This is a genomic window from Nocardioides sp. dk884, from assembly GCF_009557055.1.
In the GTDB taxonomy this organism is placed as follows: domain Bacteria; phylum Actinomycetota; class Actinomycetes; order Propionibacteriales; family Nocardioidaceae; genus Nocardioides.
The window spans coordinates 2127194-2147630 of sequence record NZ_CP045649.1; the positions used below are offsets into that span (position 1 = coordinate 2127194).

Genomic DNA, 20437 nt, shown 5'->3' on the forward strand with positions numbered 1-20437 from the left:
CGGCGCGTCGGACGAGCATGACGGCGTTCCTGCGGACCACTCTGCTGACCTGCACCCTCGCACTGGCGAGCGCGTGCTCGACGCAGCCAGGACCGTACGGCTCCGAAGCGGGCGGCGACTGCCACACGCCCATCGAGTTCTCCTCGCGCACCTACGCCATGTTGACCGGCACAGAGGTGGGGACCGTGGCCCCCGGTCGCTCGCTGGGCACCGGCCACTTCGCGCCGTGCGACGACGGCGGTGGCCCGGACGGAGACTCCCGGGAGGTGTATTCCCTGCCGAGCGTCCCCACGGAGCAAGCAGTCGTCCTGCTGGGCGCTCGGGACCGGGGAACCGTCTTTCTCAGCACCGAACCACCGGCCACCGGGTGGGATGCCGACCTGCTCGCGCTGATGGACGGGTGGTCAGTCGTCCTCGAGGCGGAAGCCGACCTTCATGCCCACCTGGAAGTGCTCGACCTCGCCGTCCTTGACCTGGCCGCGGATCTGGGTGACCTCGAACCAGTCGAGGTGGCGCAGGGTCTTGCCGGCGCGGGAGACGCCGTTGCGGATGGCGGCGTCGATGCCCTCGGGCGAGGTGCCGACGATCTCGGAGACGCGGTAGGTGCGGTTGGTCATGGCAGGAGCCTCTCGGACGGGTGCGGGCGGGCGGGCTTGCGATCGTAGGTCACAGCGCCCGACGTACGATGGCAGCATGGCCAAGGACCGGTCCCGCCCGTCCGAGGCGGTCCGCATCACCACCGCCGCGACGACCCGCGGCAGCGACATCGCGGCACGTCAGAAGCGTTACATCGTGGCGATGACGATCCGCACCCTGTGCGTGATCGGTGCCGCCATCTCCGGCGCGGCCGGCATCGACTGGCTGTGGCCGGTGCTGATCGCCGCCGGCGTGTTCCTGCCGTACGTCGCGGTGGTCGAGGCCAACGCGGCGGAGACCCGCTCGGACGCCTTCGAGCTGCCCGACAGCAACTACCGCCACGAGCTCGGGAACGGTCCGACCCCGCCTCCCGCACCCCACGACCCCGGCCACCGGGGCCCGACGAAGGACGACGCCTGATGGACCCCGACCTGTGCTCGGCGAAGGGCTGCCAGGCCCCGGCGGCGTGGCAGCTGCTGTGGAACAACCCCAAGATCCACACCCCGGACCGGCGCAAGACCTGGCTGGCGTGCGCCGAGCACCGTGAGTCGCTGTCGTCGTTCCTCGGGTCGCGCGGCTTCCTCAAGGAGGTCGTCCCGCACGAGCCGGTCGGCTAGCCGCCGATCGCCGACATCGGACGGTCCGGCTGCAGGAACGTCGGGTCGTCGATGCCGTGCCCGGGTCGCTTGCCCCGCATGGCGATCAGCCACCGCTCGGCGAGCTCGTCGTCGCTGGCGCCGGCGCGCAAGGCGCCCCGCAGGTCGGACTCCTCGCGGGCGAACAGGCAGTTGCGGATCTGCCCGTCGGCGGTGAGCCGCACCCGGTCGCAGTCGCCGCAGAACGGGCGGGTGACCGAGGCGATCACCCCGACGGTGCCCGGGCCGCCGTCGACGCGGAACAGCTCGGCGGGCGCGCTCCCCCGCGGCTCGACGGCCGGCGAGAGGGAGAACCGGGTCTCGAGGCGGGCGAGGATCTCATCGGCCGTCACCATCGCGTCCCGGTCCCAGCCGTGCTGGGCGTCGAGCGGCATCTGCTCGATGAAGCGCAGGTGGTAGTCGTGCTCCAGCGCCCAGGCCAGCAGCTCGGACGCCTGGTCGTCGTTGACGCCGCGGAGCAGGACCGCGTTGATCTTCACCGGGCCCAGGCCCGCGGACTGGGCAGCGGCCAGGCCGGCGACCACGTCGTTGAGACGGTCGCGGCGGGTGATCTCGTGGAAGGTCTCGCGGCGCACCGTGTCGAGGCTGACGTTGACCCGGTCGAGCCCGGCCGCGGCCAGGGCCGGCGCGGTCCGCGACAGGCCCAGCGCGTTGGTGGTCAGCGACAGGTCGGGCCGGGGCGCGAGCTCGGCGCAACGCCGGACGATGTCCACCAGGCCGCGGCGTACCAGCGGCTCGCCGCCGGTGAAGCGCACCTCGCGCACCCCCAGCCGGCTGACCGCGATGTCGACGAGCCGGACCACCTCGTCGTCGGTGAGCAGCCGCTCGTTGGCGAGCCAGTCCAGGCCCTCCTCGGGCATGCAGTAGGAGCACCTCAGGTTGCACCTGTCGGTGAGGGAGACGCGTAGATCCGTGGCCACTCGGCCGTAGCGGTCCTCCAGCGCTCTCATCACACCCGCAGTCTAGGCAGGTGGGCCTTGCTGGCTACCCTTGCGAGGTGCGGTCGCTGTCCTTTCTGTTCACTCGCCGCTGGATCCTCTTCCTGCTGGCGATCATCGTCCTCGGCGCTGGGACCTGGTGGCTCGGCGAATGGCAGTTCAACCAGCTGGAGAAGCGCAGGGCCGCCAACGAGGTGGTGCGCACCAACGAGATGCTGACCCCGACCCCGGTCGAGGAGGTCCTCTCCCCCGGCGAGGAGATCGACTCGGGCGACGAGTGGCGGCTGGTCGAGGCGACCGGTCGCTACCTGCCGGAGGACACGGTGCTGGTGCGCTACGCCAGCAGCCCGTCGGGCGCGGAGGGCAGCGGCGTGGACGTGGTGGTGCCCTTCCGCACCGACGACGGCACCGTGCTGCTGGTCAACCGCGGTTGGCAGATGCGCGCCGACGTCAGCGGCACGATCGGTGAGATCCCCGAGCCGCCCAGCGGCGAGCTGACCGTCACCGGCTGGGTGCGTCCCGACGGCGACGGCTCCAGCACCGAGGTGGTCGACGGCTCGGCGCGTGCGATCAGCTCCGAGGCGATCAGCGAGGCCGAGGACCTCGGGACGACGTACGGCGGCTGGATCGAGCTGCGCGACGAGGACGGTCGCACCGCCGAGCCCCTCGAGGCCGCCCAGCTGCCGACGCTGGACGACGGCCCGCACTTCTTCTACGGCCTGCAGTGGTGGTTCTTCGGCGTGCTCGGCGCGGGCGGCTTCCTCTACCTCGCGTACGACGAGTGGCGCGGCGGACCCGCGCGCCGCCAGGAGCGCCAAGGCGACAAGCCCCCGTCGAAGGCCGACATCCGCAGGGCGCGCCGCGCCGCCGCCAAGCAGGCCGAGCGCGAGGCACGGCAGGGCGGCTCCCGGACGCAGCGCGAGTCCGCCGACAGCCGCCGCTGACCGTCCGCGGCGAGCGGGTCTAGGCCCCGGGCACCGCGACGTCGTCGAGGAACTGGGTGCGGTACAGGTCGGCGTACAGCCCACCCTGAGCCAGCAGCTCGGCGTGGGTGCCGGACTGCACGATCCGGCCGTCCTCGAGCACGAGGATCTGGTCGGCCTGGCGCACCGTGGAGAGCCGGTGCGCGATCACCAGCGAGGTGCGGCCCTCGAGCGCGGCGTCCAGCGCGCGCTGCACCGCCACCTCGGACTCGCTGTCCAGGTGGGCGGTGGCCTCGTCGAGCACGACGACCGAGGGCGCCTTGAGCAGCAGCCGGGCGATGGCCAGGCGCTGGCGCTCGCCGCCGGAGAGGCGGTAGCCGCGGTCGCCGACGACGGTGTCCAGCCCGTCGGGCAGGGAGCGGACGAGACCGGCCACCTGGGCGGACTCCAGCGCCTGCCAGATCGCCTGCTCGTCGGCGTCGGGGCGGGCGTAGAGCAGGTTGCTGCGAATCGTGTCGTGGAACATGTGCGCGTCCTGGGTGACGTACCCGACGGCGTCCTCCAGCGACTGCAGGGTCACGTCGCGCACGTCGTGGCCGTCGAGGCGCACGGCGCCGGTATCGACGTCGTAGAGCCGCGCCACGAGGTGGGTCGCGGTGGTCTTGCCGGCGCCCGAGGGACCCACCAGGGCGACCATCTGGCCGGGCTCGGCGGTGAACGTGACGTCGTGGAGCACCTGGGCCGCCTGCCGCGACTCGGTGCGGGCGACGACCTCGAGCGAGGCCAGCGAGATGTCGTCGGCGTGCGGGTAGGTGAAGCCGACGTGGTCGAACTCCAGGCGCGCGGCGTGCGGGGAGAGCTCGGTCGCGCCCGGCCGCTCCTGCACCAGCGAGGGCAGGTCGAGGACCTCGAAGACCCGCTCGAAGCTGACCAGGGCGGTCATCACGTCGATGCGCACGTTGGACAGGCCCTGCAGTGGGCCGAGCAGGCGCAGCAGGAGCGTCGCCAGCGCCAGCAGGGTGCCGATGGTGAGGGTGTCGCTGAGGACGAGGTGGCCGCCCACGCCATACACCAGGGCGACGGCCAGCGCCGGCACCAGCGCCATCGCGGCCATGAACACCCGGGTGAGCAGCGAGATCCGCACGCCGAGGTCGCGCACCCGGGCGGCCTTGGTGGCGTAGAGCGCGTCCTCGTCGCCGCGGCGGCCGAAGAGCTTGAGCAGCATCGCGCCGCCGACGTTGAACCGCTCGGTCATCACGTTGCCGAGGTCGGCGTTGCCGTCCATCTGCTGGCGGGTCAGTCCGGCGAGCCGGGCGCCGACGAACCGGCTGGCCAGGAACAGCACCGGGAAGAGCGCGAGGCACAGCAGTGTGACCTGCCAGCTCAGCGCGAGCATCGCGATGCCGACGACCACCACCGCGATCGAGTTGGACACGGTGCTGGACAGGGTCGTGGTGAACGCGCGCTGCGCGCCGATCACGTCGTTGTTGAGCCGGGACACGAGCGCGCCGGTCTGGGTGCGGGTGAAGAACGCCAGGCTCTGGCGCTGCACGTGGGCGAACACGCTGGTGCGCAGGTCGAAGATCAGGCCCTCGCCGATGCGCGAGGAGAGCCAGCCGTTGAGCACCGTCAGCACGGCGCTGATCACCGCGAAGCCGGCCATCGCCAGGGCCAGCTCGGTCACCAGTGCGCCGTCGCCGCCGAGGATGCCGTCGTCGACGACCTTCTTCACCAGCAGCGGGGTGACCACGACGGTGGCCGCGTCGATGACGGTGAGCACCAAGAAGACGGAGATCAGCGCACGGTGCGGGCGCGCGAAGGTCAGGATGCGGCGCAGCGTCCCTCGTTCGAGACGGTTGTCCACCGCGCTGCGGTCGGTGCGCAAGTGGCGCATCGCCGGTCCCATGCCCTGCATCCCGGACACCTGTCCTCCTGCTCGTTGGTGCTCCTGCCTGCTGTCGCCGCCCGATCGGCCCGGGCTCAGCCCCCGAGGAGGGCCGCGACCTCGCGGAACCGCCGGCCCTGCGCCTCGCGCTCGAGGCGCCGCTGCTCCTCCAGGCTCCGGTCCGCCGCGCCCTGCAGGAGGGTCTTGGTCTCACGCACCGCACCGGCCATCGGGGCGGTGAGAGCCGCTGCGAGCTCGGCCACCGCGGCGTCGAGCTCGGCGGCCGGTACGACGCGCTGGGCCAGGCCGATGGCTGCGGCCTCGCGCGCGTCGACCATCCGGGCCGTGGCGCAGATCTCGAGTGCTCGTGCATATCCAACGGCCTCGACGAGGGGCTTTGTTCCCGTCAGGTCCGGGACCAGGCCGAGAGCGGACTCCTTCATGCACAGCTGGGCGTCCTCGGTGAGGACCCGCAGGTCGCAGGAGAGGGCCAGCTGGAAGCCCGCGCCGATCGCGTAGCCCTGCACCGCGGCGATCGAGACGAACCGCGGGTCGCGCAGGAAGGTGAAGCCGCGCTGGTACTCCTCGATCGTGGCCGAGAGACCGGCGTCGTCGAGGCGGAGCAGGTCCGCGACGCTCTCCTCCCCCGGGACGCTCGCGCTCGGGTCCAGCATCGAGCGGTCCAGGCCGGCGGAGAAGCTCTGGCCGGCTCCGCGCACCACCACCACCCGGACGTCCTCGCCGATGCCCGCGCCGATCTCGGCCAGCGTCCGCCACATCCGCGGGGTCTGGGCGTTGCGGACCGCCGGCCGGTCGAGCGTGATCGTGAGGACCGCGCCGTCCTGGGCGAGCTGCAGGCCGCTGGCAGCGAGGGCTTCGGGGCTCACGAGAGACGTCATGGGCGCAGTCTAGGAACGGCGCGCGCCGCGGCCCGCACCCGTACCCTCCGGTCAGGCCAGCGACACCAGGTCCGCGTAGTCGTCGGTCCACAGGTCCTCGTCACCGTCGGGCAGCAGCAGCACCCGGTCCGGCTCGAGGGCTCGTACGGCGCCCTCGTCGTGGGTGACCAGCACGATCGCGCCCTCATAGCTGCGGATCGCGTTGAGCACCTCTTCTCGCGACGCGGGGTCGAGGTTGTTGGTGGGCTCGTCCAGCAGCAGCACGTTGGCGCTGGAGACGACCAGGCTGGCGAGCGCCAGGCGGGTCTTCTCACCGCCGGAGAGCACCTTGGCCGGCTTGTGCGCGTCGTCGCCGGAGAAGAGGAAGGAGCCCAGCACCGAGCGCGCCTCGGTGTCGGTGAGCTGCGGGGCGGCGCTCTGCATGTTCTCCAGCACGGTGCGCTCGGTGTCGAGCGTCTCGTGCTCCTGGGCGTAGTAGCCGGCCTTGAGCCCGTGGCCCGGGATCACCCGGCCGCTGTCCGGCTCGTCGACGCCCGCGAGCATCCGCAGCAGTGTGGTCTTGCCGGCGCCGTTGAGGCCCAGGATGACCACCCGCGAGCCGCGGTCGATGGCCAGGCTGACGTCGGTGAAGACCTCCAGCGACCCGTAGGTGCGCGACAGGCCCTCCGCGGTGATCGGCGTCTTGCCGCAGGGCGCGGGCTTCGGGAAGGCGATGCGGGCCACCTTGTCGGAGGCGCGCTCGCCCTCGACGCCGGCGAGCATCTTCTCCGCGCGCTTGAGCATCGACTGCGCGGCCGTGGCCTTCGAGGCCTTGGCGCGCATCTTGTTGGCCTGGTCGGTGAGTGTCTTGGCCTTGCTCTCGGCGTTGACCCGCTCGCGCTTGCGGCGCTTCTCGTCGGTCTCGCGCTGGGTGAGGTAGTGACGCCAGCCCATGTTGTAGACGTCCATCGCCGCACGGTTGGCGTCGAGGTGCATGACCTTGTTGACGGTCTCCTCGAGCAGTGCGTTGTCGTGGCTGATCACGATGAACCCGCCCTTGTAGGACTTCAAGAAGTCGCGCAGCCACACGATCGAGTCGGCGTCGAGGTGGTTGGTCGGCTCGTCGAGGATCAGGATCTCGGCGTCGGAGAACAAGATCCGCGCCAGCTCCACGCGACGGCGCTGGCCGCCCGAGAGCGTCTTGAGCGGCTGGTCGAGGATCCGGGCCTCGATGCCGAGGCTCGAGGCGATGGTGGCCGCCTCGGACTCCGCGGCGTACCCGCCGCCGGCGTGCATCTCGTCGTCGGCGCGGGAGTAGCGGCGCATCGCCTTCTCGCGGACGGCCGGGTCCTCGCTGGCCATCTGCTCCTCGGACTGGCGCAGGCGGCGTACGACGTCGTCGAGGCCGCGCGCGGACAGGATCCGGTCGCGCGCCAGCACCTCGGGGTCGCCGGTACGCGGGTCCTGCGGCAGGTAGCCGAGCTCGCCGGAGCGGGTGACGGTGCCGGCAGCAGGTTGCGCGTCGCCGGCCAGGATCTTCGTCAGCGTGGTCTTGCCGGCGCCGTTGCGACCGACCAGACCGACCTTGTCGCCGGCGGCGACGCGGAACGAGACGTTCTCCATGAGCAGGCGTGCGCCCACCCGGACTTCCAGCTGGGAGGCAGTGATCATGAGGGGCACGAGTCTAGAGCCGTCGCGAAGCATCCCCACTTCCTGGCCGCTCCCCCGCGGATTCCGGGCCACGCCGGGCGCGGCGACGGGTGCCGGGGCCACCCGAAAGCGCTAACCTGCGGGCGTGAGTGATGCCAGCGGGGAGCAGCGGTCGGTGGTGCCGCACGCGGCCACGGGTACCCCTCTGCGGGTGCTGGTCGCCGACGACTTCGAGCCGGTGCGCACCCTCGCGGTCCGCATGCTCGAGAAGCTCGGCCACCACGACGTTACGGAGGCCGCCGACGGTCAGGAGGCGATCGAGGCGCTCGAGGCCGCGACGCACCACCTGCTGCTGCTCGACCTGTCGATGCCGCGGCTGTCGGGACTGGACGTCGTGCGCTGGGTCAACGACCGTCCCGAGATCGGCGCCGCGCTCACGATCGTGGTGATCAGCGCCTCCGCCCACGACGAGCGGCCGGCGCTCGCCGAGCTCGGCGTCACCCGGGTGCTGCCCAAGCCGTTCCGCCTCCAGCAGATCGCCGACGTCATCGCCCACCTCCCCCTCCGCTGACCCACCCCCGAGTCGGCGCCCATGGTTGCGCGAGTCGGCGCCCATGGCGCCCCGAGTCGGCGCTAGTGGTGGCGCCCTGAGCCCAGCAGCTCCTCGATCAGCGGGAACTGGCGCTGCAGGGCCTGCAGGTGCGGCGCCACCGCCGGGTGCCGGTACTTCCCCGCGAGCGCGCCCTCGCCCCCGGCCACCCGCGCCAGCGCCCACTCGGCCCGGTTCAGCGCGGTCAGTACGGCGGTGACCCGGGCGCCGTGCGCGGCCGCACTCCGCCCGACCTCGCTCGTCCCCGGTCCCAGCCCCTCACAGTAGGCGTCGAGCAGCGGCTCGAGGCTCTCCCTCGCTGAGAGCAGGTAGTAGCCGAGGTCCCCGCCCACCGGTCCGGTGCCGAGCGTGCCCCAGTCCAGCGCGAGGACGTCGGCCTCCCGCCGACCCAGGAGGTTGCCGGGCACCGGGTCGCCGTGCTGGAGCACCTGCGGCAGCGCGTCGAGGGAGTCCAGCAGGCTCCCGCGGCGGGTCCACAGGTGCTCCGCCACGTCGGCGACCGGCGTCCGCGCCAGGGTGCGCCACCCGCCGTACCGCTCGACGCGCAGCACCCGGTCGCGCAGCTGGTCGCTCGCCAGCCACGGCGCGCGTACGTCGCTGGCCGCGAACCGGCCCAGGGCGCGGGCCAGGAACAGCCCGGTGTTGCGGGCGTCGGCGACGCTCTCCTGCACCAGCGTGATGCCCTCGGCGTCCTCCTCGACCGCGGTCGGCGCCATCCGCAGCCCGGGGGTGCCCTCGACCAGCCCGCTCAACGCGGCGTCCGCCTCCCGCCGCCAGTACGCCGCGTGCCGCGGCTGGCTCAGGGCCGCCGGGTCGTCCGCTGCCGGGGCGAGCAGCCGCTTCACCACCACCTGCTGCCCGCCGAGCCGGGCGCGCCAGACGCCCAGGGTGGAGGTGCCGGTGCCGCCGGGGAGGGGCTGCCAGCCGGGCTCGGGCTGCCACATGCCGGTCATCCTGACAGAGCGAGGCGCCCGGGGCGGGGACCTCGCAGCGGACCGGACGGGCCTCAGCCCTCAGGGGCCTCGGCGTTGTGCACCTCGACGGCGAGCTTGCTCGCGTCGCTGACGGCGTCCTCGAGCACCGCGCGGCGCGGGTCCGGGACCGCCAGCCACAGGTCGGTGGGCGCCAGCCCGCGCAGCCGCGGGTCGGTGAGGACCTCCTCGACGGCGGTGTGGTCACCGCCGGTGACCACCGGACCGGTGAGGTCCCCGAGGATGCGGGCGGCGTGCTCGGCCGCGGCCTCGAAGGCCTGCCGGGCCTGGTTGTCGCGTCGCCGCGCGAAGCGCTGCTGGCTCTGCCCGCCGGCCTTGGTGCGCCCCTGCACGTGGCGCTGGCCGACCTTGGAGGCGAGGGTGCGCGCGCCGCTCAGCCGGGCGACCGCGAAGCCGCCCTTGCGCACCAGCAGCACGCCCCAGTCCTGCGGCAGGGTCGCGGCCGCCGCGAAGGAGGCGGCCTCCGCCGGCCCGTCGTACGACGCGGCGAACGGCAGCCGCGCGACGAAGGTGGACCCGTCCTCGGCGACCCCCGACAGCTCGCCGTCGGCGACGCTCAGCGCGGTCGCCCCGTGGCGGGCGCGGAAGTTCTCCGCCCAGCGCTCCCAGCGCTGCGGCGCGACCAGCACCCGCGTCGGCGGGGGCGTCACTGGCTGTGCAGCACGCGCAGGTGCTCGACGACCTCGACCGGGCCGACCTCGACCTGCTCGGTCACGACCAGGGCCCGCGGGTTCCCGGCGCCGTCGAGCACGATGCCCAGGGTGCCGACCTCGGGCACCCCGACGCCGGCGGACTCCAGCTCCGCCCGCGGGACCGGCAGCGTCGTCACGGACCCGTCGAGGAGCGCGCGCAGGCCGGCGTCGGCCTGCGCGGGCTCCTCGCCGAAGGACCAGGTAGGCGGCGGGACCGCCCCGACCGGGGTGGCCGGGAAGTAGCCGGGAAGCGGCTGCAGCCGGGCGTGCGAGCGCGCTACCTGCCAGAAGGTCTCCACCGCATCCATGCCGGTGCGGGTCAGACGTTGAAGCCGAGGGCGCGCAGCTGCTCGCGGCCGTCGTCGGTGATCTTGTCCGGGCCCCACGGCGGCATCCACACCCAGTTGATGGCGACGTCGCTGACGATGCCCTCGAGGGCACCGTGGGTCTGGTCCTCGATGACGTCGGTCAGCGGGCAGGCCGCCGAGGTCAGCGTCATGTCGAGCACGGCGTTGGCGTTCTCGTCGATGTGCACGCCGTAGACCAGGCCGAGGTCGACGACGTTGATCCCGAGCTCGGGGTCCACGACGTCCTTCATCGCCTCGACGACGTCGTCGACGCTCACGGACGAGGTGGCCGAGCTGCTGCCCGAGCCGCTCGCCGCGGGCACCTCCGGCAGGTCGCCGTGGTCCACGGCGCCGGTGTCACCGGCGGTGGTCTCGGTCTCAGGCATGGTTCTCCTCGGTGACTCGGGCGGTGGCGTCCTTGAACGCCATCCAGGACAGGAGCGCGCACTTCACGCGCGCCGGGAACTTGGCGACACCGGCGAAGGCGATGCCGTCCTCGAGGACGTCCTCGTCGGGCTCGACGGTGCCCTTGCCCTGCATCAGGGTCAGGAAGCTCTCGTGCACCGTCATCGCCTCGGCGACCGGGCGTCCGATCACCAGGTCGGTCAGGACGGAGGCCGAGGCCTGCGAGATCGAGCAGCCCACGGAGTCGTAGGAGACGTCCTGGACCACGGCGCCCTCGGCGCCGTCGGCCAGGTGGACGCGCAGGGTGATCTCGTCGCCGCAGGTGGGGTTGACGTGGTGCACCTCGGCGCCGAACGGCTCGCGAAGCCCCTTGTGGTGGGGGTTCTTGTAGTGGTCCAGGATGATCTCCTGGTACAGCGAGTCGAGGTTCGGGTCAGCAGTCATCGACGGATCAGCCCACCTTGAAGTAGGAGCGGGTGTATTCGAGGCCCTCGACCAGCGTGTCGATCTCCCCCGGCGTGGTGTAGAGGTACGACGACATCCGCGTCGAGCTCTGCACCCCGAACCGGGCGTGCGCCGGGCGGGCGCAGTGGTGGCCGGCGCGCACGGCGATGCCGCGCGAGTCGAGCACCTGGGCGATGTCGTGGGGGTGCACCCCGTCGAGCTCGAAGGAGATCGCACCGCCGCGGCGGGTCGGGTCGAGCGGGCCCAGGACCCGCATGCCCGGCACGCTCCGCAGGCCATCCAGGGCGTACCCGGTGAGCGCCTGCTCGTGGGCGTGGATCGCCTCCAGCCCGATCGAGGAGAGGTACTGCAACGCGGCGCCGAGGCCGACGGCCTCGACGATCGGCGGCGTACCGGCCTCGAACTTGTGCGGGAGCCCGGCGTACGTCGAACCCTCCATCCGCACGGTCTCGATCATCTCGCCGCCGCCGAGGAACGGCGGCAGCTTCTCGAGGATCTCGCGGCGTCCCCAGAGCACGCCGATGCCGGTGGGCCCGACGACCTTGTGGCCGGTGAAGGCCAGCAGGTCGGCGCCCGAGGCGACGACGTCGACCGGCAGCTGCGGTGCGGCCTGGGAGGCGTCGAGGACCACGATCGCGCCGACCTCGTGGGCACGGCGCGCGATGTCGGCGACCGGGTTGATGGTGCCGAGCATGTTCGACACCCAGGTCAGCGAGACCACCTTGGTGCGCTCGTTGATCAGCTCGTCGATGTTCGACAGGTCCAGCTCACCCTCGTCGGTGAGCCCGAACCAGCGCAGCGTCGCGCCCTTGCGCTCGGTGAGCAGCTGCCACGGCACGATGTTGGAGTGGTGCTCCATCTCGGTGATCAGCACCTCGTCGCCGGGGCCGATCTCGAGCTCACCGGTCGCCCACATGAGGGTGTTCGCCACCAGGTTGAGCGCCTCGGAGGCGTTCTTGGTGAAGATCACCTCATCGCGGCTCGGGGCGTTGAGGAAGCCCGCGACGATGTCGCGGGCCGCCTCGAAGGCCTCCGAGGACTCCGCGCCGAGCTGGTGCATCGCACGCGCGACGTTCGCGTTGTGCCGCTCCAGGTGGTCGACCATGGCGTCGATGACGCACTGCGGCTTCTGCGAGGTGTTCGCGCTGTCGAGGTAGACCAAGGGCATCCCGTCCGCGAGCTCACGCTCGAGGATCGGGAAGTCCTTGCGGATGACCTCCAGCTCGGGGAGGAGACCGGTCAGCTCAGGCATGCTCAGACCGCAGCCTTGAGGTACTTGTCGTAGCCCTCGGCCTCGAGCTGCTCGGCGAGCTCGGGGCCACCCTGCTCGGCGACGCGGCCGTTGACGAAGACGTGGACCTTGTCGGGCTGGATGTAGCGCAGGATGCGGGTGTAGTGGGTGATCAGCAGGACGCCCTTGCCCTCCTGCTCACGGAAGCGGTTGACGCCGTCCGAGACGACCTTGAGCGCGTCGATGTCGAGACCGGAGTCGGTCTCGTCGAGGATCGCGACCTTCGGGTCGAGCAGCTCGAGCTGGGCGATCTCGTGGCGCTTCTTCTCACCACCGGAGAAGCCCTCGTTGACCGAGCGCTGGGAGAACGTCGTGTCGAGGTTCATCCGCTCCAGGGCGCCGTTGACGTCCTTGACCCAGGTGCGGAGCTTGGGGGCCTCGCCGTCGACAGCGGTCTTGGCGGTGCGCAGGAAGTTCGACACCGAGACGCCGGGCACCTCGACGGGGTACTGCATGGCCAGGAACAGGCCGGCGCGGGCGCGCTCGTCGACCGACATGGCCAGCACGTCCTCGCCGTCGAGGAGCACCGTGCCGCCGGTGACGGTGTACTTCGGGTGACCCGCGATCGAGTAGGCCAGCGTGGACTTGCCGGACCCGTTGGGGCCCATGATCGCGTGGGTCTCGCCGTCGCCGATGGTCAGCGTGACGCCCTTGAGGATCTCCTTGGGGCCGTCCTCGGTGTCGACCGTGACGTGCAGGTCCTTGATCTCCAGCGTGCTCATTGTTGTCTCTTCCTTGTGTTCGAAAGTCGTGGTGGCGTGGCGGCGGCTGCTCAGCCGGGCCGTACGCCGTTGAGGGTGGTGCTGGCGTCGAGGTAGACCTCGCCGTCGCGGACCTCCACGGGGAAGGTCGCGACCGGGTCGATCGCGGGCGGGCCGACCGGCTTGCCGGTGCGCAGGTCGAAGCGCGAGCCGTGCAGCCAGCACTCGATCTGGCAGTCGGCGACCTCGCCCTCGCTCAGCGCGACCGCGGCGTGGCTGCACAGGTCCTGCACCGCGAAGACCTCCTCGCCGTCACGGGCCACCGCGACGGCGAGGCCGCCGACGGTGACCGCGAGGCCCTCGTCGGCCGGCACCTCGGCCAGGCTGCAGACGCGCTCGAAGCCCATGCTCAGGCTCCCCGCAGGACGTTCTTGGCCAGCTCGTCCTCGACCGTGCTCATCAGCTTTTCCTCCAGGGAGGGGATGCCGATCTTGCGGATCAGGTCGTTGAAGAACCCGTGCACCACCAGGCGGCGGGCCTCGGGCTCGGAGATGCCGCGCGAGCGCAGGTAGAACAGCTGCTCGTCGTCGAAGCGACCGACGGCGGAGGCGTGACCGGCGCCCTCGATCTCGCCGGTCTCGATCTCGAGGTTCGGCACCGAGTCGGCCTGGCAGCCGTCGGTGAGCACGAGGTTGCGGTTCTCCTCGTAGGTCTCGATGCCCTCGGCGATCTTGCGGATCAGCACGTTGCCCACCCACACGGTGTGGGCGCCCTCGCCCTGCAGCGCGCCCTTGTAGACGACGTTGCTCTTGGTGCGCGGGGCGGTGTGGTCGGCGAAGAGGCGGTGCTCGAGGTGCTGGCCCTCGTCGGCGAAGTACAGGCCGTACATCTCCGCGGAGCCGCCCGGACCGGCGTAGGTGACGTTGGCGTCCATGCGGACCACGTCACCGCCGAAGGAGATCGCCACGTGCTTGTACGACGCGTCGCGCCCGACGCTCGCCTCGTGGTGGGCGAGGTGCACGGCGTCGTCGGCCCAGTCCTGCACCGAGATCACGGAGACCTGGGCGCCGTCGCCGACGACGACCTCGACGACCTGGGCCAGCGAGGCGTGACCCTGGTGCTGGAGCACCACGACCGCCTTGGCGAAGCGGCCGAAGCGCAGCACCACGTGGCCGGACTCGGTGGCCTCGGCGTTGGTGCCGTCGAGGGTGACGACCACCGGCTCGGCGACCTCGAGCTCCGCGGGGACGTCGATGAGCAGCGTCGCGGCGGTGTCGGCCAGCACCCGGGCGCTGAAGCGGTCGTTGGGGACCCAGCCGCTCACGCCGCGCAGGGCGCGGGCCTCCTCCCCCTCGACCGACTCGACGCGGACGCCCTCGGGGGTGGTCCAGGTGAGCTGGGTGGCGCCGGCGCCGTACACGGCCTCGCCGTGCAGGTCACGCAGCCGCTTGAGGGGGGTGAAGCGCCAGATCTCCTCGCGACCGGTGGGGACCGGGTGGTCGGAGACGTCGAAGGAGCCCTCGGGGTGCAGGTGGGAGTCCACCGGCGTCAGCTCGAGGGCAGACTCCACGCTGTCGCGCGCAGTGTCGATTGCAGTCACGGATCTTCTTTCTACGAACGGGGTGGACGAAGCGACGAGGTCGGCGTCAGCCGACCGCGCCCTCCATCTGCAGCTCGATGAGACGGTTGAGCTCGAGGGCGTACTCCATCGGCAGCTCCTTGGCGATGGGCTCGACGAAGCCGCGCACGATCATCGCCATCGCCTCGTCCTGCTCCATGCCCCGGCTCATCAGGTAGAAGAGCTGGTCGTCGGAGACCTTCGAGACGCTGGCCTCGTGACCCATCGAGACGTCGTCCTCGCGGATGTCGACGTAGGGGTAGGTGTCGGAGCGGCTGATCTGGTCGACCAGCAGCGCGTCGCACAGCACGTTGGACTTCGAGCCGTAGGCGCCCTCGTTGACCTGGATCAGGCCGCGGTACGACGTCCGCCCGCCGCCGCGCGCCACCGACTTGCTCAGGATCGAGCTGGAGGTGTGCGGGGCCGCGTGGACCATCTTGGCGCCGGCGTCCTGGTGCTGGCCCTCGCCGGCGAACGCGATCGACAGCGTCTCGCCCTTGGCGTGCTCGCCCATGAGGTAGACGGCCGGGTACTTCATCGTCACCTTGGAGCCGATGTTGCCGTCGACCCACTCCATCGTGGCGCCGGCCTCGCAGACCGCGCGCTTGGTGACGAGGTTGTAGACGTTGTTCGACCAGTTCTGGATGGTCGTGTAGCGGCAGCGGCCGCCCTTCTTCACGATGATCTCCACGACCGCGGAGTGCAGCGAGTCCGAGGAGTAGATCGGCGCGGTGCAGCCCTCGACGTAGTGCACGTAGGCGTCCTCGTCGACGATGATCAGCGTGCGCTCGAACTGGCCCATGTTCTCGGTGTTGATCCGGAAGTAGGCCTGCAGCGGGATGTCCACGTGGACGCCCTTGGGCACGTAGATGAACGAGCCGCCGGACCACACCGAGGTGTTGAGCGCGGCGAACTTGTTGTCACCGACGGGGATGACGGTGCCGAAGTACTCCTGGAAGAGCTCCGGCTGCTCCTTCAGTGCGGTGTCGGTGTCCAGGAACAGGACGCCCTGCTCCTCGAGGTCCTCGCGGATCGAGTGGTAGACGACCTCGGACTCGTACTGCGCCGCGACACCGGCGACGAGGCGCTGCTTCTCCGCCTCGGGGATGCCGAGCTTGTCGTAGGTGTTCTTGATGTCCTCGGGCAGCTCCTCCCAGGAGGTCGCCTGCTTCTCCGAGGACCGCACGAAGTACTTGATGTTGTCGAAGTCGATGCCGCCGAGGTCGGAGCCCCAGGTCGGCATGGGCTTGCGCCCGAAGAGCTTCAGACCCTTGAGCCGCAGGTCGAGCATCCACTGGGGCTCGTCCTTCTTGGCGGAGATGTCGCGAACGACGTGCTCGTTGAGGCCGCGCTGCGCCTCAGCGCCCGCGACGTCGGGGTCGGCCCAGCCGAAGTCGTACCGACCGATGCCCTTGAGCTCGGGGTTCAGCTCCTCGATGGAGGTCATGGAGTGACCTGCTCCTTCTCATTGGTGGTGCTTGAAACGTTCGGGATGCTCGTGGTGCAGACGCCGTCGCCGTGGGCGATCGTCGCCAGCCGCTGCACGTGGCGGCCGAGGACCCGGCTGATCGCCTCGGTCTCTGCCTCGCACAGCTGGGGGAACTCGTGGGCGACGTGGGCGACCGGGCAGTGCTGCTGGCACAGCTGCTCCCCCATCACCTGCCCGTTGATCGGACCGAGGTCGCGCACCGCCGCGGCGTACCCCTCGTCGGTGAAGACGCGGGCGAGCACCTCGGCGGGGCCCAGGGTCGGGTCGGTTGCGCTGACCCGGTGGAACCTCTCCTCGATGAACGCCACCCGGCGTCGAGAGAATTCCCGGACCGCGTCCTCGCCCCCGGTCTCGGCCAGGTAGCGCAGCGCCTGGGCGGCCAGGTCGTCGTAGGCCTGGTCGAAGTGGTCGCGCCCGATCTCGGTGAGCGCGAACACCTTGGCCGGTCGTCCGCGGCCGCGCTGGCCGTGGGCGCGTGGCTCGCGCGCCTCCACCTGGCCGTCCTCGACCAGCAGGTCGAGATGGCGGCGTACGGCGGCCGGCGTGAGGTCGAGGCGCTCGGCGAGGTCGGCGGCGGTCGAGGGGCCGTTGTCGAGGATCGAGCGGGCGACGCGCTGCCGGGTCGGCAGGTCGTCCCCTCGCAGGCGTCCCTCGATCAATTCCACAACACCAGTGTGCCGTTAATGCCGCGAGGCCTTCAAGGAAGGCAACCCTTACCCGTTTCTCAGGCGGGGGGGCCGGTGCGGTGCAGCCACCAGAGGCCGGCGAACGGCAGCACCAGCGGCAAGAAGGCGTAGCCCTGGCCGTAGTGCGACCACACGGTCTTGTCGGGGAACAGGTCCGGCGCCACCAGCGACAGCGTGCCGACCGCCAGCACTCCGACCGCCTCGATCCCACAGGCCGCGACCGCCGCCCGTCGGGCGCGCGGTCCGCCGATGACCAGGCACGCGGTGGCGACGATGTAGATCACCGCGGCGACCAGGGACAGCGAGTACGCCAGGGGCGCGCGGTCGGCCTGCAGCAGCAGCTGGGTCAACGAGCGACCGGTGGCCGCGATCGCGAAGACCGAGTAGACCGCGACCAGGATCCGGCCCGGGCCCGCGGCCAGCTCACGCACCGCCACCCCAGAGGGTGTCGATGCGCAGCTCGAGGGCCGCGACCGTGACCAGTGCCACGAGCAGCACGGCGGTCCCGGCGCGGGTGCGCTCGGCCAGCGACCAGAACGCGCCCAGTGGCAGGATCAGCGGCACTGCGATCAGGTAGCCCACGAACGTCGCGCGGTCCATGGAGTCGCCCGACATCGTCGCCAGGCCCCACACCACCTGCACGAGCAGGAGGACCTCGATCACCGCCAGCAGGGCGAAGGTCGGGTCGCCGGCGGTCTCGTCCTTGGCCAGGAGCACGATCGTGGCCACCACGCCGAGAGCGACCAGGATCAGGACGATGCCGAAGAGCCAGACGTTCACGTCGCAAACCCTAGGCCGCGTCCGCCGTGGGCCCCTCGCCAGCCCGCCTCGGAGGGATCCCTAGACTGGTGGGGTGCCCGACGCCCCTGCAGTGGCTGTCGACGGGCTGGTGATGAGGTACGGCGACAAGGTCGCAGTCGACGACCTGTCCCTGACCGTCGATCGCCACACCATCACCGCTGTCCTCGGCCCCAACGGGGCCGGCAAGACCACCACCCTCGAGACCTGCGAGGGCTACCGGCGTCCCCACGGCGGCACCGTGCGCGTGCTGGGCCTGGACCCGGTCCGGCAGCGCCGTGAGCTGCTCCCCCGCATCGGGGTGATGCTGCAGTCCGGCGGCGCGTGGAGCGGGGTGCGCGCGAGCGAGATGCTGCGCCACGTCGCGAAACTGCACGCCCACCCGCTCGACCTCGACCTGCTCACCGAGCGCCTCGGGCTGGAGGAGTGCGGGCGCACGCCGTACCGGCGGCTCTCCGGCGGCCAGCAGCAGCGCCTGGGCCTGGCGATGGCGCTGGTGGGGCGCCCCGAGGTCGTGTTCGTCGACGAGCCGACCGCGGGCGTCGACCCGCAGATGCGCCGCACGATCTGGGAGCTGCTCGACGAGCTGCGCCGCGACGGCGTCACGGTGGTGCTCACCACGCACTACATGGAGGAGGCCGAGCGCCTCGCCGACCACGTCCACATCGTCGACCACGGCCGGCTCGTCGCCTCGGGCACCCCGCTGGAGCTGACGCGCGGCGGCTCGGTCGCGACCATCCGGCTCGTGGTCACCCGGCCGTTCCCGCCCGGTGCCCCCGACTCGCTGCGGCGGGTGCTCGGCGACGGCACCTCGGTGAGCCAGGTCGACGACCTCAGCATGCTGGTGAGCGGCCCGGCCGACGGCACCACGCTGGCGAAGATCTCCGCGTGGTGCGCCGAGCACGACGTGCTGCCCGAGTCGCTCAACCTCGGGGCCCGCAACCTCGAGGACGTCTTCCTCCAGCTCACCGGACGGGAGCTCGCCCCGTGACCTCTTCCCAGACCCGGTCCGCCGGGACGTTCTCGCCCCGGCCCGGTGCGGCGCCGTTCGGGCGCATGGTGCTGGCGCAGGCCGGCATGGAGGCCCGGCTGATGCTGCGCAACGGCGAGCAGCTGCTGCTCGCCGTCGTCGTACCGGTCGTGGTGCTGGTCGCCGCGGTGACCGGCTCGGATCGCGTCGACCTCGACCTGGACCACCCGGCGGTCGACGTCTTCACCCCGGGCGTCCTGGCGCTGGCGGTGATGTCCACCTCGTTCACCGCGCTGGCGATCGCGACCGGCTTCGAACGGCGCTACGGCGTGATCAAGCGCCTCGGCACCTCCCCGCTGCCGCGGTCCGGCCTGTTGGCCGGCAAGGTGCTGGCGCTGCTGCTCGTGCAGCTGCTGCAGCTCGTGGTGATCTCGGCGGTGGCCCTCGGCCTCGGCTGGTCGCCGGACCCCGGCGTGGCCGGCGTGGTGGGCGTGCTGCTGACCATCGCCGCCGGCACCGCCGCCTTCGCCTCGCTCGGGCTGCTGGTCGCCGGAGCGCTGCGCGCCGAGGCCACCCTGGCCGCGGCCAACCTGATCTACCTGCTGCTGATGGCCTGCGGCGCCGTTGTGCTCCCCGCCACGGCGTACGGCGGCTTCGAGGGGTTCGTGCAGTGGCTACCATCGGGAGCGCTCGGAGAGGGCATGCGCGATGCCCTGATCGACGGCACGATCGCCTGGTCTGCGATCGCCGTCCTCCTGGCCTGGACCGTCCTCGGCGCCGCGCTCAGCGCGCGCACCTTCAAGTGGGAGTGAACTGCTCGTGACCGCCACCTCGACCGACCGGCCCGACGTGGAGCCGGTTGCCCGCCCCGCCGGCCACCGGTGGGTGCTCGGCCTCGGCTGGAGCAGCCTGGTCGCCAACATGCTGCTCGTCGTGACCGGCGCCGTCGTCCGGCTGACCGGCTCCGGCCTGGGCTGCCCGACCTGGCCGCGCTGCACCGATGAGTCCTACACGCCGCATGCGGAGTACGGCATCCACGGCGTGATCGAGTTCGGCAACCGGCTGCTCACCTTCGTCCTCGCCGCGATCGCGATCGCCACCTTCGTCGCCGCGGTGCGCACCGGTCGCCGCTCGCTGATCTGGCTCGCGCTCTGGATGGGGATCGGCATCCCCGCGCAGGCCGTGATCGGCGGCATCACGGTGCTGACCGACCTCAACCCGTGGATCGTGTCGCTGCACCTGATCTGCTCGTTCCTGATCATCTGCCTGGCCGTGCGCTTCATCCAGCTGGTGCTGCGCGGTGACGACCTGCCGCGCGCCCGCGGACCCGTCGTGGGGCTGGCCTGGGTGGTCTTCGCCGCCGGCTGGGTCGTGCTCTACGTCGGCACGATGGTCACCGGCGCCGGCCCGCACGCCGGCGACGCCGACTCCCCGCGCAACGGCCTGGACCCGGCCCAGATGAGCCAGCTGCACGCCGACGCGGTGTTCTTCTTCATCGGCGCCACCGTCGGTCTGCTCTTCGCCGTCTACGCCTGGCGCCACGGCGCCTCCGCCCGCCGCGCGCTGTGGACGCTGTTCGCGGTGCAGATCGGCCAGGGCGCGATCGGCTTCGTGCAGTACTTCACCGACCTGCCGATCGTCCTGGTCGGCTTCCACATGCTTGGCGCCTCCCTCACCGCCGCCGCGATCGCCTGGGTGCTCGTCGCCGTACGCCACCCGCGGGAGCTCGAGGCTGCTGAGGTCTCGGCGGCGCCCGCCGAGACCGGCGGCGCCGCGCTCCTCTGACGCGTCCCCTCCTGCCGGTCGT

General features: G+C 71.7%; 25 protein-coding genes and 1 pseudogene. 8 read left to right on the forward strand and 18 right to left on the reverse strand.

Annotated elements, in window-relative coordinates; genetic code table 11:
• Positions 1-17 precede the first annotated feature (17 nt).
• A pseudogene (locus tag GFH29_RS20905) lies at positions 18-335 on the forward strand (DUF6281 family protein); the annotation flags it as partial.
• A 69-nt stretch (positions 336-404) separates the two neighbouring features.
• On the opposite strand, the gene GFH29_RS10310 reads toward GFH29_RS20905, so the two are convergent.
• Positions 405-617, reverse strand: a complete 213-nt coding sequence (locus GFH29_RS10310; protein ID WP_153323372.1) for a dodecin — start codon at positions 615-617, stop codon at positions 405-407.
• Between the two features lie 76 nt (positions 618-693).
• Between GFH29_RS10310 and GFH29_RS10315 the strand changes: the two genes are divergently transcribed.
• Entirely contained in the window at positions 694-1056 is a 363-nt protein-coding gene (locus GFH29_RS10315; protein WP_153323374.1) for a DUF3099 domain-containing protein, read from the forward strand.
• The gene (locus GFH29_RS10320) at positions 1056-1253 is read left to right on the forward strand and encodes an acetone carboxylase (RefSeq protein WP_153323376.1); all 198 of its coding nucleotides are present in this window, start codon (positions 1056-1058) and stop codon (positions 1251-1253) included. The genes GFH29_RS10315 and GFH29_RS10320 overlap by 1 nt, the downstream gene beginning before the upstream one ends.
• On the opposite strand, the gene moaA is transcribed toward GFH29_RS10320, so the two are convergent.
• Positions 1250-2242 carry a GTP 3',8-cyclase MoaA gene (gene moaA, locus GFH29_RS10325; protein ID WP_153325733.1) on the reverse strand — a complete coding sequence of 331 codons (993 nt, stop codon included), beginning with the start codon at positions 2240-2242 and terminating at the stop codon, positions 1250-1252. The two genes, GFH29_RS10320 and moaA, sit on opposite strands and share 4 nt — an antisense overlap.
• Before the next feature lie 47 nt (positions 2243-2289).
• On the opposite strand from moaA, the gene GFH29_RS10330 reads away from it, so the two are divergent.
• Positions 2290-3174: an SURF1 family protein gene (locus tag GFH29_RS10330; RefSeq protein WP_153337225.1), complete on the forward strand. Its 885-nt coding sequence runs from the start codon at positions 2290-2292 to the stop codon at positions 3172-3174.
• Between the two features lie 19 nt (positions 3175-3193).
• Here GFH29_RS10330 and GFH29_RS10335 read toward each other — a convergent pair whose 3' ends face one another.
• The 3 genes from GFH29_RS10335 to GFH29_RS10345 form a co-directional block, all read right to left on the reverse strand.
• Positions 3194-5068: an ABC transporter ATP-binding protein gene (locus tag GFH29_RS10335; RefSeq protein WP_153325734.1), complete on the reverse strand. Its 1875-nt coding sequence runs from the start codon at positions 5066-5068 to the stop codon at positions 3194-3196.
• Positions 5069-5133: 65 nt separating this feature from the next.
• Positions 5134-5937, reverse strand: a complete 804-nt coding sequence (locus GFH29_RS10340; protein WP_153323380.1) for an enoyl-CoA hydratase/isomerase family protein — start codon at positions 5935-5937, stop codon at positions 5134-5136.
• A gap of 51 nt (positions 5938-5988) precedes the next feature.
• Positions 5989-7587: an ABC-F family ATP-binding cassette domain-containing protein gene (locus tag GFH29_RS10345; protein WP_153323382.1), complete on the reverse strand. Its 1599-nt coding sequence runs from the start codon at positions 7585-7587 to the stop codon at positions 5989-5991.
• A gap of 124 nt (positions 7588-7711) precedes the next feature.
• Here GFH29_RS10345 and GFH29_RS10350 point away from each other — a divergent pair, with 124 nt between their 5' ends.
• Entirely contained in the window at positions 7712-8137 is a 426-nt protein-coding gene (locus GFH29_RS10350) for a response regulator (RefSeq protein WP_153323383.1), read from the forward strand.
• A 62-nt stretch (positions 8138-8199) separates the two neighbouring features.
• Here the strand turns inward: GFH29_RS10350 and GFH29_RS10355 are convergent, their stop codons facing one another.
• The 13 genes from GFH29_RS10355 to GFH29_RS10415 all read right to left on the reverse strand — a co-directional run bounded on the left by GFH29_RS10355 (position 8200) and on the right by GFH29_RS10415 (position 17642).
• Positions 8200-9120: a phosphotransferase gene (locus tag GFH29_RS10355; RefSeq protein ID WP_153323385.1), complete on the reverse strand. Its 921-nt coding sequence runs from the start codon at positions 9118-9120 to the stop codon at positions 8200-8202.
• A gap of 62 nt (positions 9121-9182) precedes the next feature.
• Positions 9183-9818 carry an acVLRF1 family peptidyl-tRNA hydrolase gene (locus GFH29_RS10360; RefSeq protein ID WP_153323387.1) on the reverse strand — a complete coding sequence of 212 codons (636 nt, stop codon included), beginning with the start codon at positions 9816-9818 and terminating at the stop codon, positions 9183-9185.
• Positions 9815-10168: an ASCH domain-containing protein gene (locus GFH29_RS10365; RefSeq protein WP_153323389.1), complete on the reverse strand. Its 354-nt coding sequence runs from the start codon at positions 10166-10168 to the stop codon at positions 9815-9817. Before GFH29_RS10365 ends, GFH29_RS10360 begins: the two co-directional genes overlap by 4 nt.
• Before the next feature lie 11 nt (positions 10169-10179).
• Positions 10180-10593: a metal-sulfur cluster assembly factor gene (locus GFH29_RS10370; protein WP_153323391.1), complete on the reverse strand. Its 414-nt coding sequence runs from the start codon at positions 10591-10593 to the stop codon at positions 10180-10182.
• Positions 10586-11056 carry a Fe-S cluster assembly sulfur transfer protein SufU gene (gene sufU / locus GFH29_RS10375; RefSeq protein ID WP_153323393.1) on the reverse strand — a complete coding sequence of 157 codons (471 nt, stop codon included), beginning with the start codon at positions 11054-11056 and terminating at the stop codon, positions 10586-10588. Before sufU ends, GFH29_RS10370 begins: the two co-directional genes overlap by 8 nt.
• A 7-nt stretch (positions 11057-11063) precedes the next feature.
• Positions 11064-12329, reverse strand: coding sequence for a cysteine desulfurase (locus GFH29_RS10380; RefSeq protein WP_153323395.1), 1266 nt, complete (start codon positions 12327-12329; stop codon positions 11064-11066).
• Between the two features lie 2 nt (positions 12330-12331).
• The gene (sufC, locus tag GFH29_RS10385; protein ID WP_153323397.1) at positions 12332-13090 is read right to left on the reverse strand and encodes a Fe-S cluster assembly ATPase SufC; all 759 of its coding nucleotides are present in this window, start codon (positions 13088-13090) and stop codon (positions 12332-12334) included.
• A gap of 50 nt (positions 13091-13140) precedes the next feature.
• Positions 13141-13476 (reverse strand): non-heme iron oxygenase ferredoxin subunit, encoded by a 336-nt coding sequence (locus GFH29_RS10390; RefSeq protein WP_153323399.1) that lies wholly within the window; start codon positions 13474-13476, stop codon positions 13141-13143.
• Between the two features lie 2 nt (positions 13477-13478).
• A complete protein-coding gene (gene sufD / locus GFH29_RS10395; protein WP_416224764.1) occupies positions 13479-14660 on the reverse strand; it encodes a Fe-S cluster assembly protein SufD in 1182 nt (393 codons plus the stop codon).
• 55 nt (positions 14661-14715) lie between these two features.
• A complete protein-coding gene (gene sufB, locus GFH29_RS10400) occupies positions 14716-16134 on the reverse strand; it encodes a Fe-S cluster assembly protein SufB (protein ID WP_153323403.1) in 1419 nt (472 codons plus the stop codon).
• On the reverse strand, positions 16131-16835 hold the full coding sequence (locus GFH29_RS10405; RefSeq protein WP_153337271.1) for a helix-turn-helix domain-containing protein: 705 nt from the start codon (positions 16833-16835) through the stop codon (positions 16131-16133). Before GFH29_RS10405 ends, sufB begins: the two co-directional genes overlap by 4 nt.
• A gap of 65 nt (positions 16836-16900) precedes the next feature.
• Complete coding sequence (locus GFH29_RS10410) at positions 16901-17293, reverse strand: hypothetical protein (RefSeq protein WP_228387421.1); 393 nt, start codon at positions 17291-17293, stop codon at positions 16901-16903.
• The gene (locus GFH29_RS10415) at positions 17286-17642 is read right to left on the reverse strand and encodes a hypothetical protein (protein ID WP_153323409.1); all 357 of its coding nucleotides are present in this window, start codon (positions 17640-17642) and stop codon (positions 17286-17288) included. Before GFH29_RS10415 ends, GFH29_RS10410 begins: the two co-directional genes overlap by 8 nt.
• A 73-nt stretch (positions 17643-17715) precedes the next feature.
• Between GFH29_RS10415 and GFH29_RS10420 the strand changes: the two genes are divergently transcribed.
• The 3 genes from GFH29_RS10420 to GFH29_RS10430 are packed head-to-tail and all read left to right on the forward strand — an operon-like array spanning position 17716 to position 20415.
• Positions 17716-18651, forward strand: coding sequence for an ABC transporter ATP-binding protein (locus GFH29_RS10420; protein ID WP_153323411.1), 936 nt, complete (start codon positions 17716-17718; stop codon positions 18649-18651).
• Positions 18648-19442 (forward strand): ABC transporter permease, encoded by a 795-nt coding sequence (locus tag GFH29_RS10425; protein WP_323368660.1) that lies wholly within the window; start codon positions 18648-18650, stop codon positions 19440-19442. The genes GFH29_RS10420 and GFH29_RS10425 overlap by 4 nt, the downstream gene beginning before the upstream one ends.
• 7 nt (positions 19443-19449) lie before the next feature.
• Complete coding sequence (locus GFH29_RS10430; protein ID WP_228387422.1) at positions 19450-20415, forward strand: COX15/CtaA family protein; 966 nt, start codon at positions 19450-19452, stop codon at positions 20413-20415.
• Positions 20416-20437: the final 22 nt, after the last annotated feature.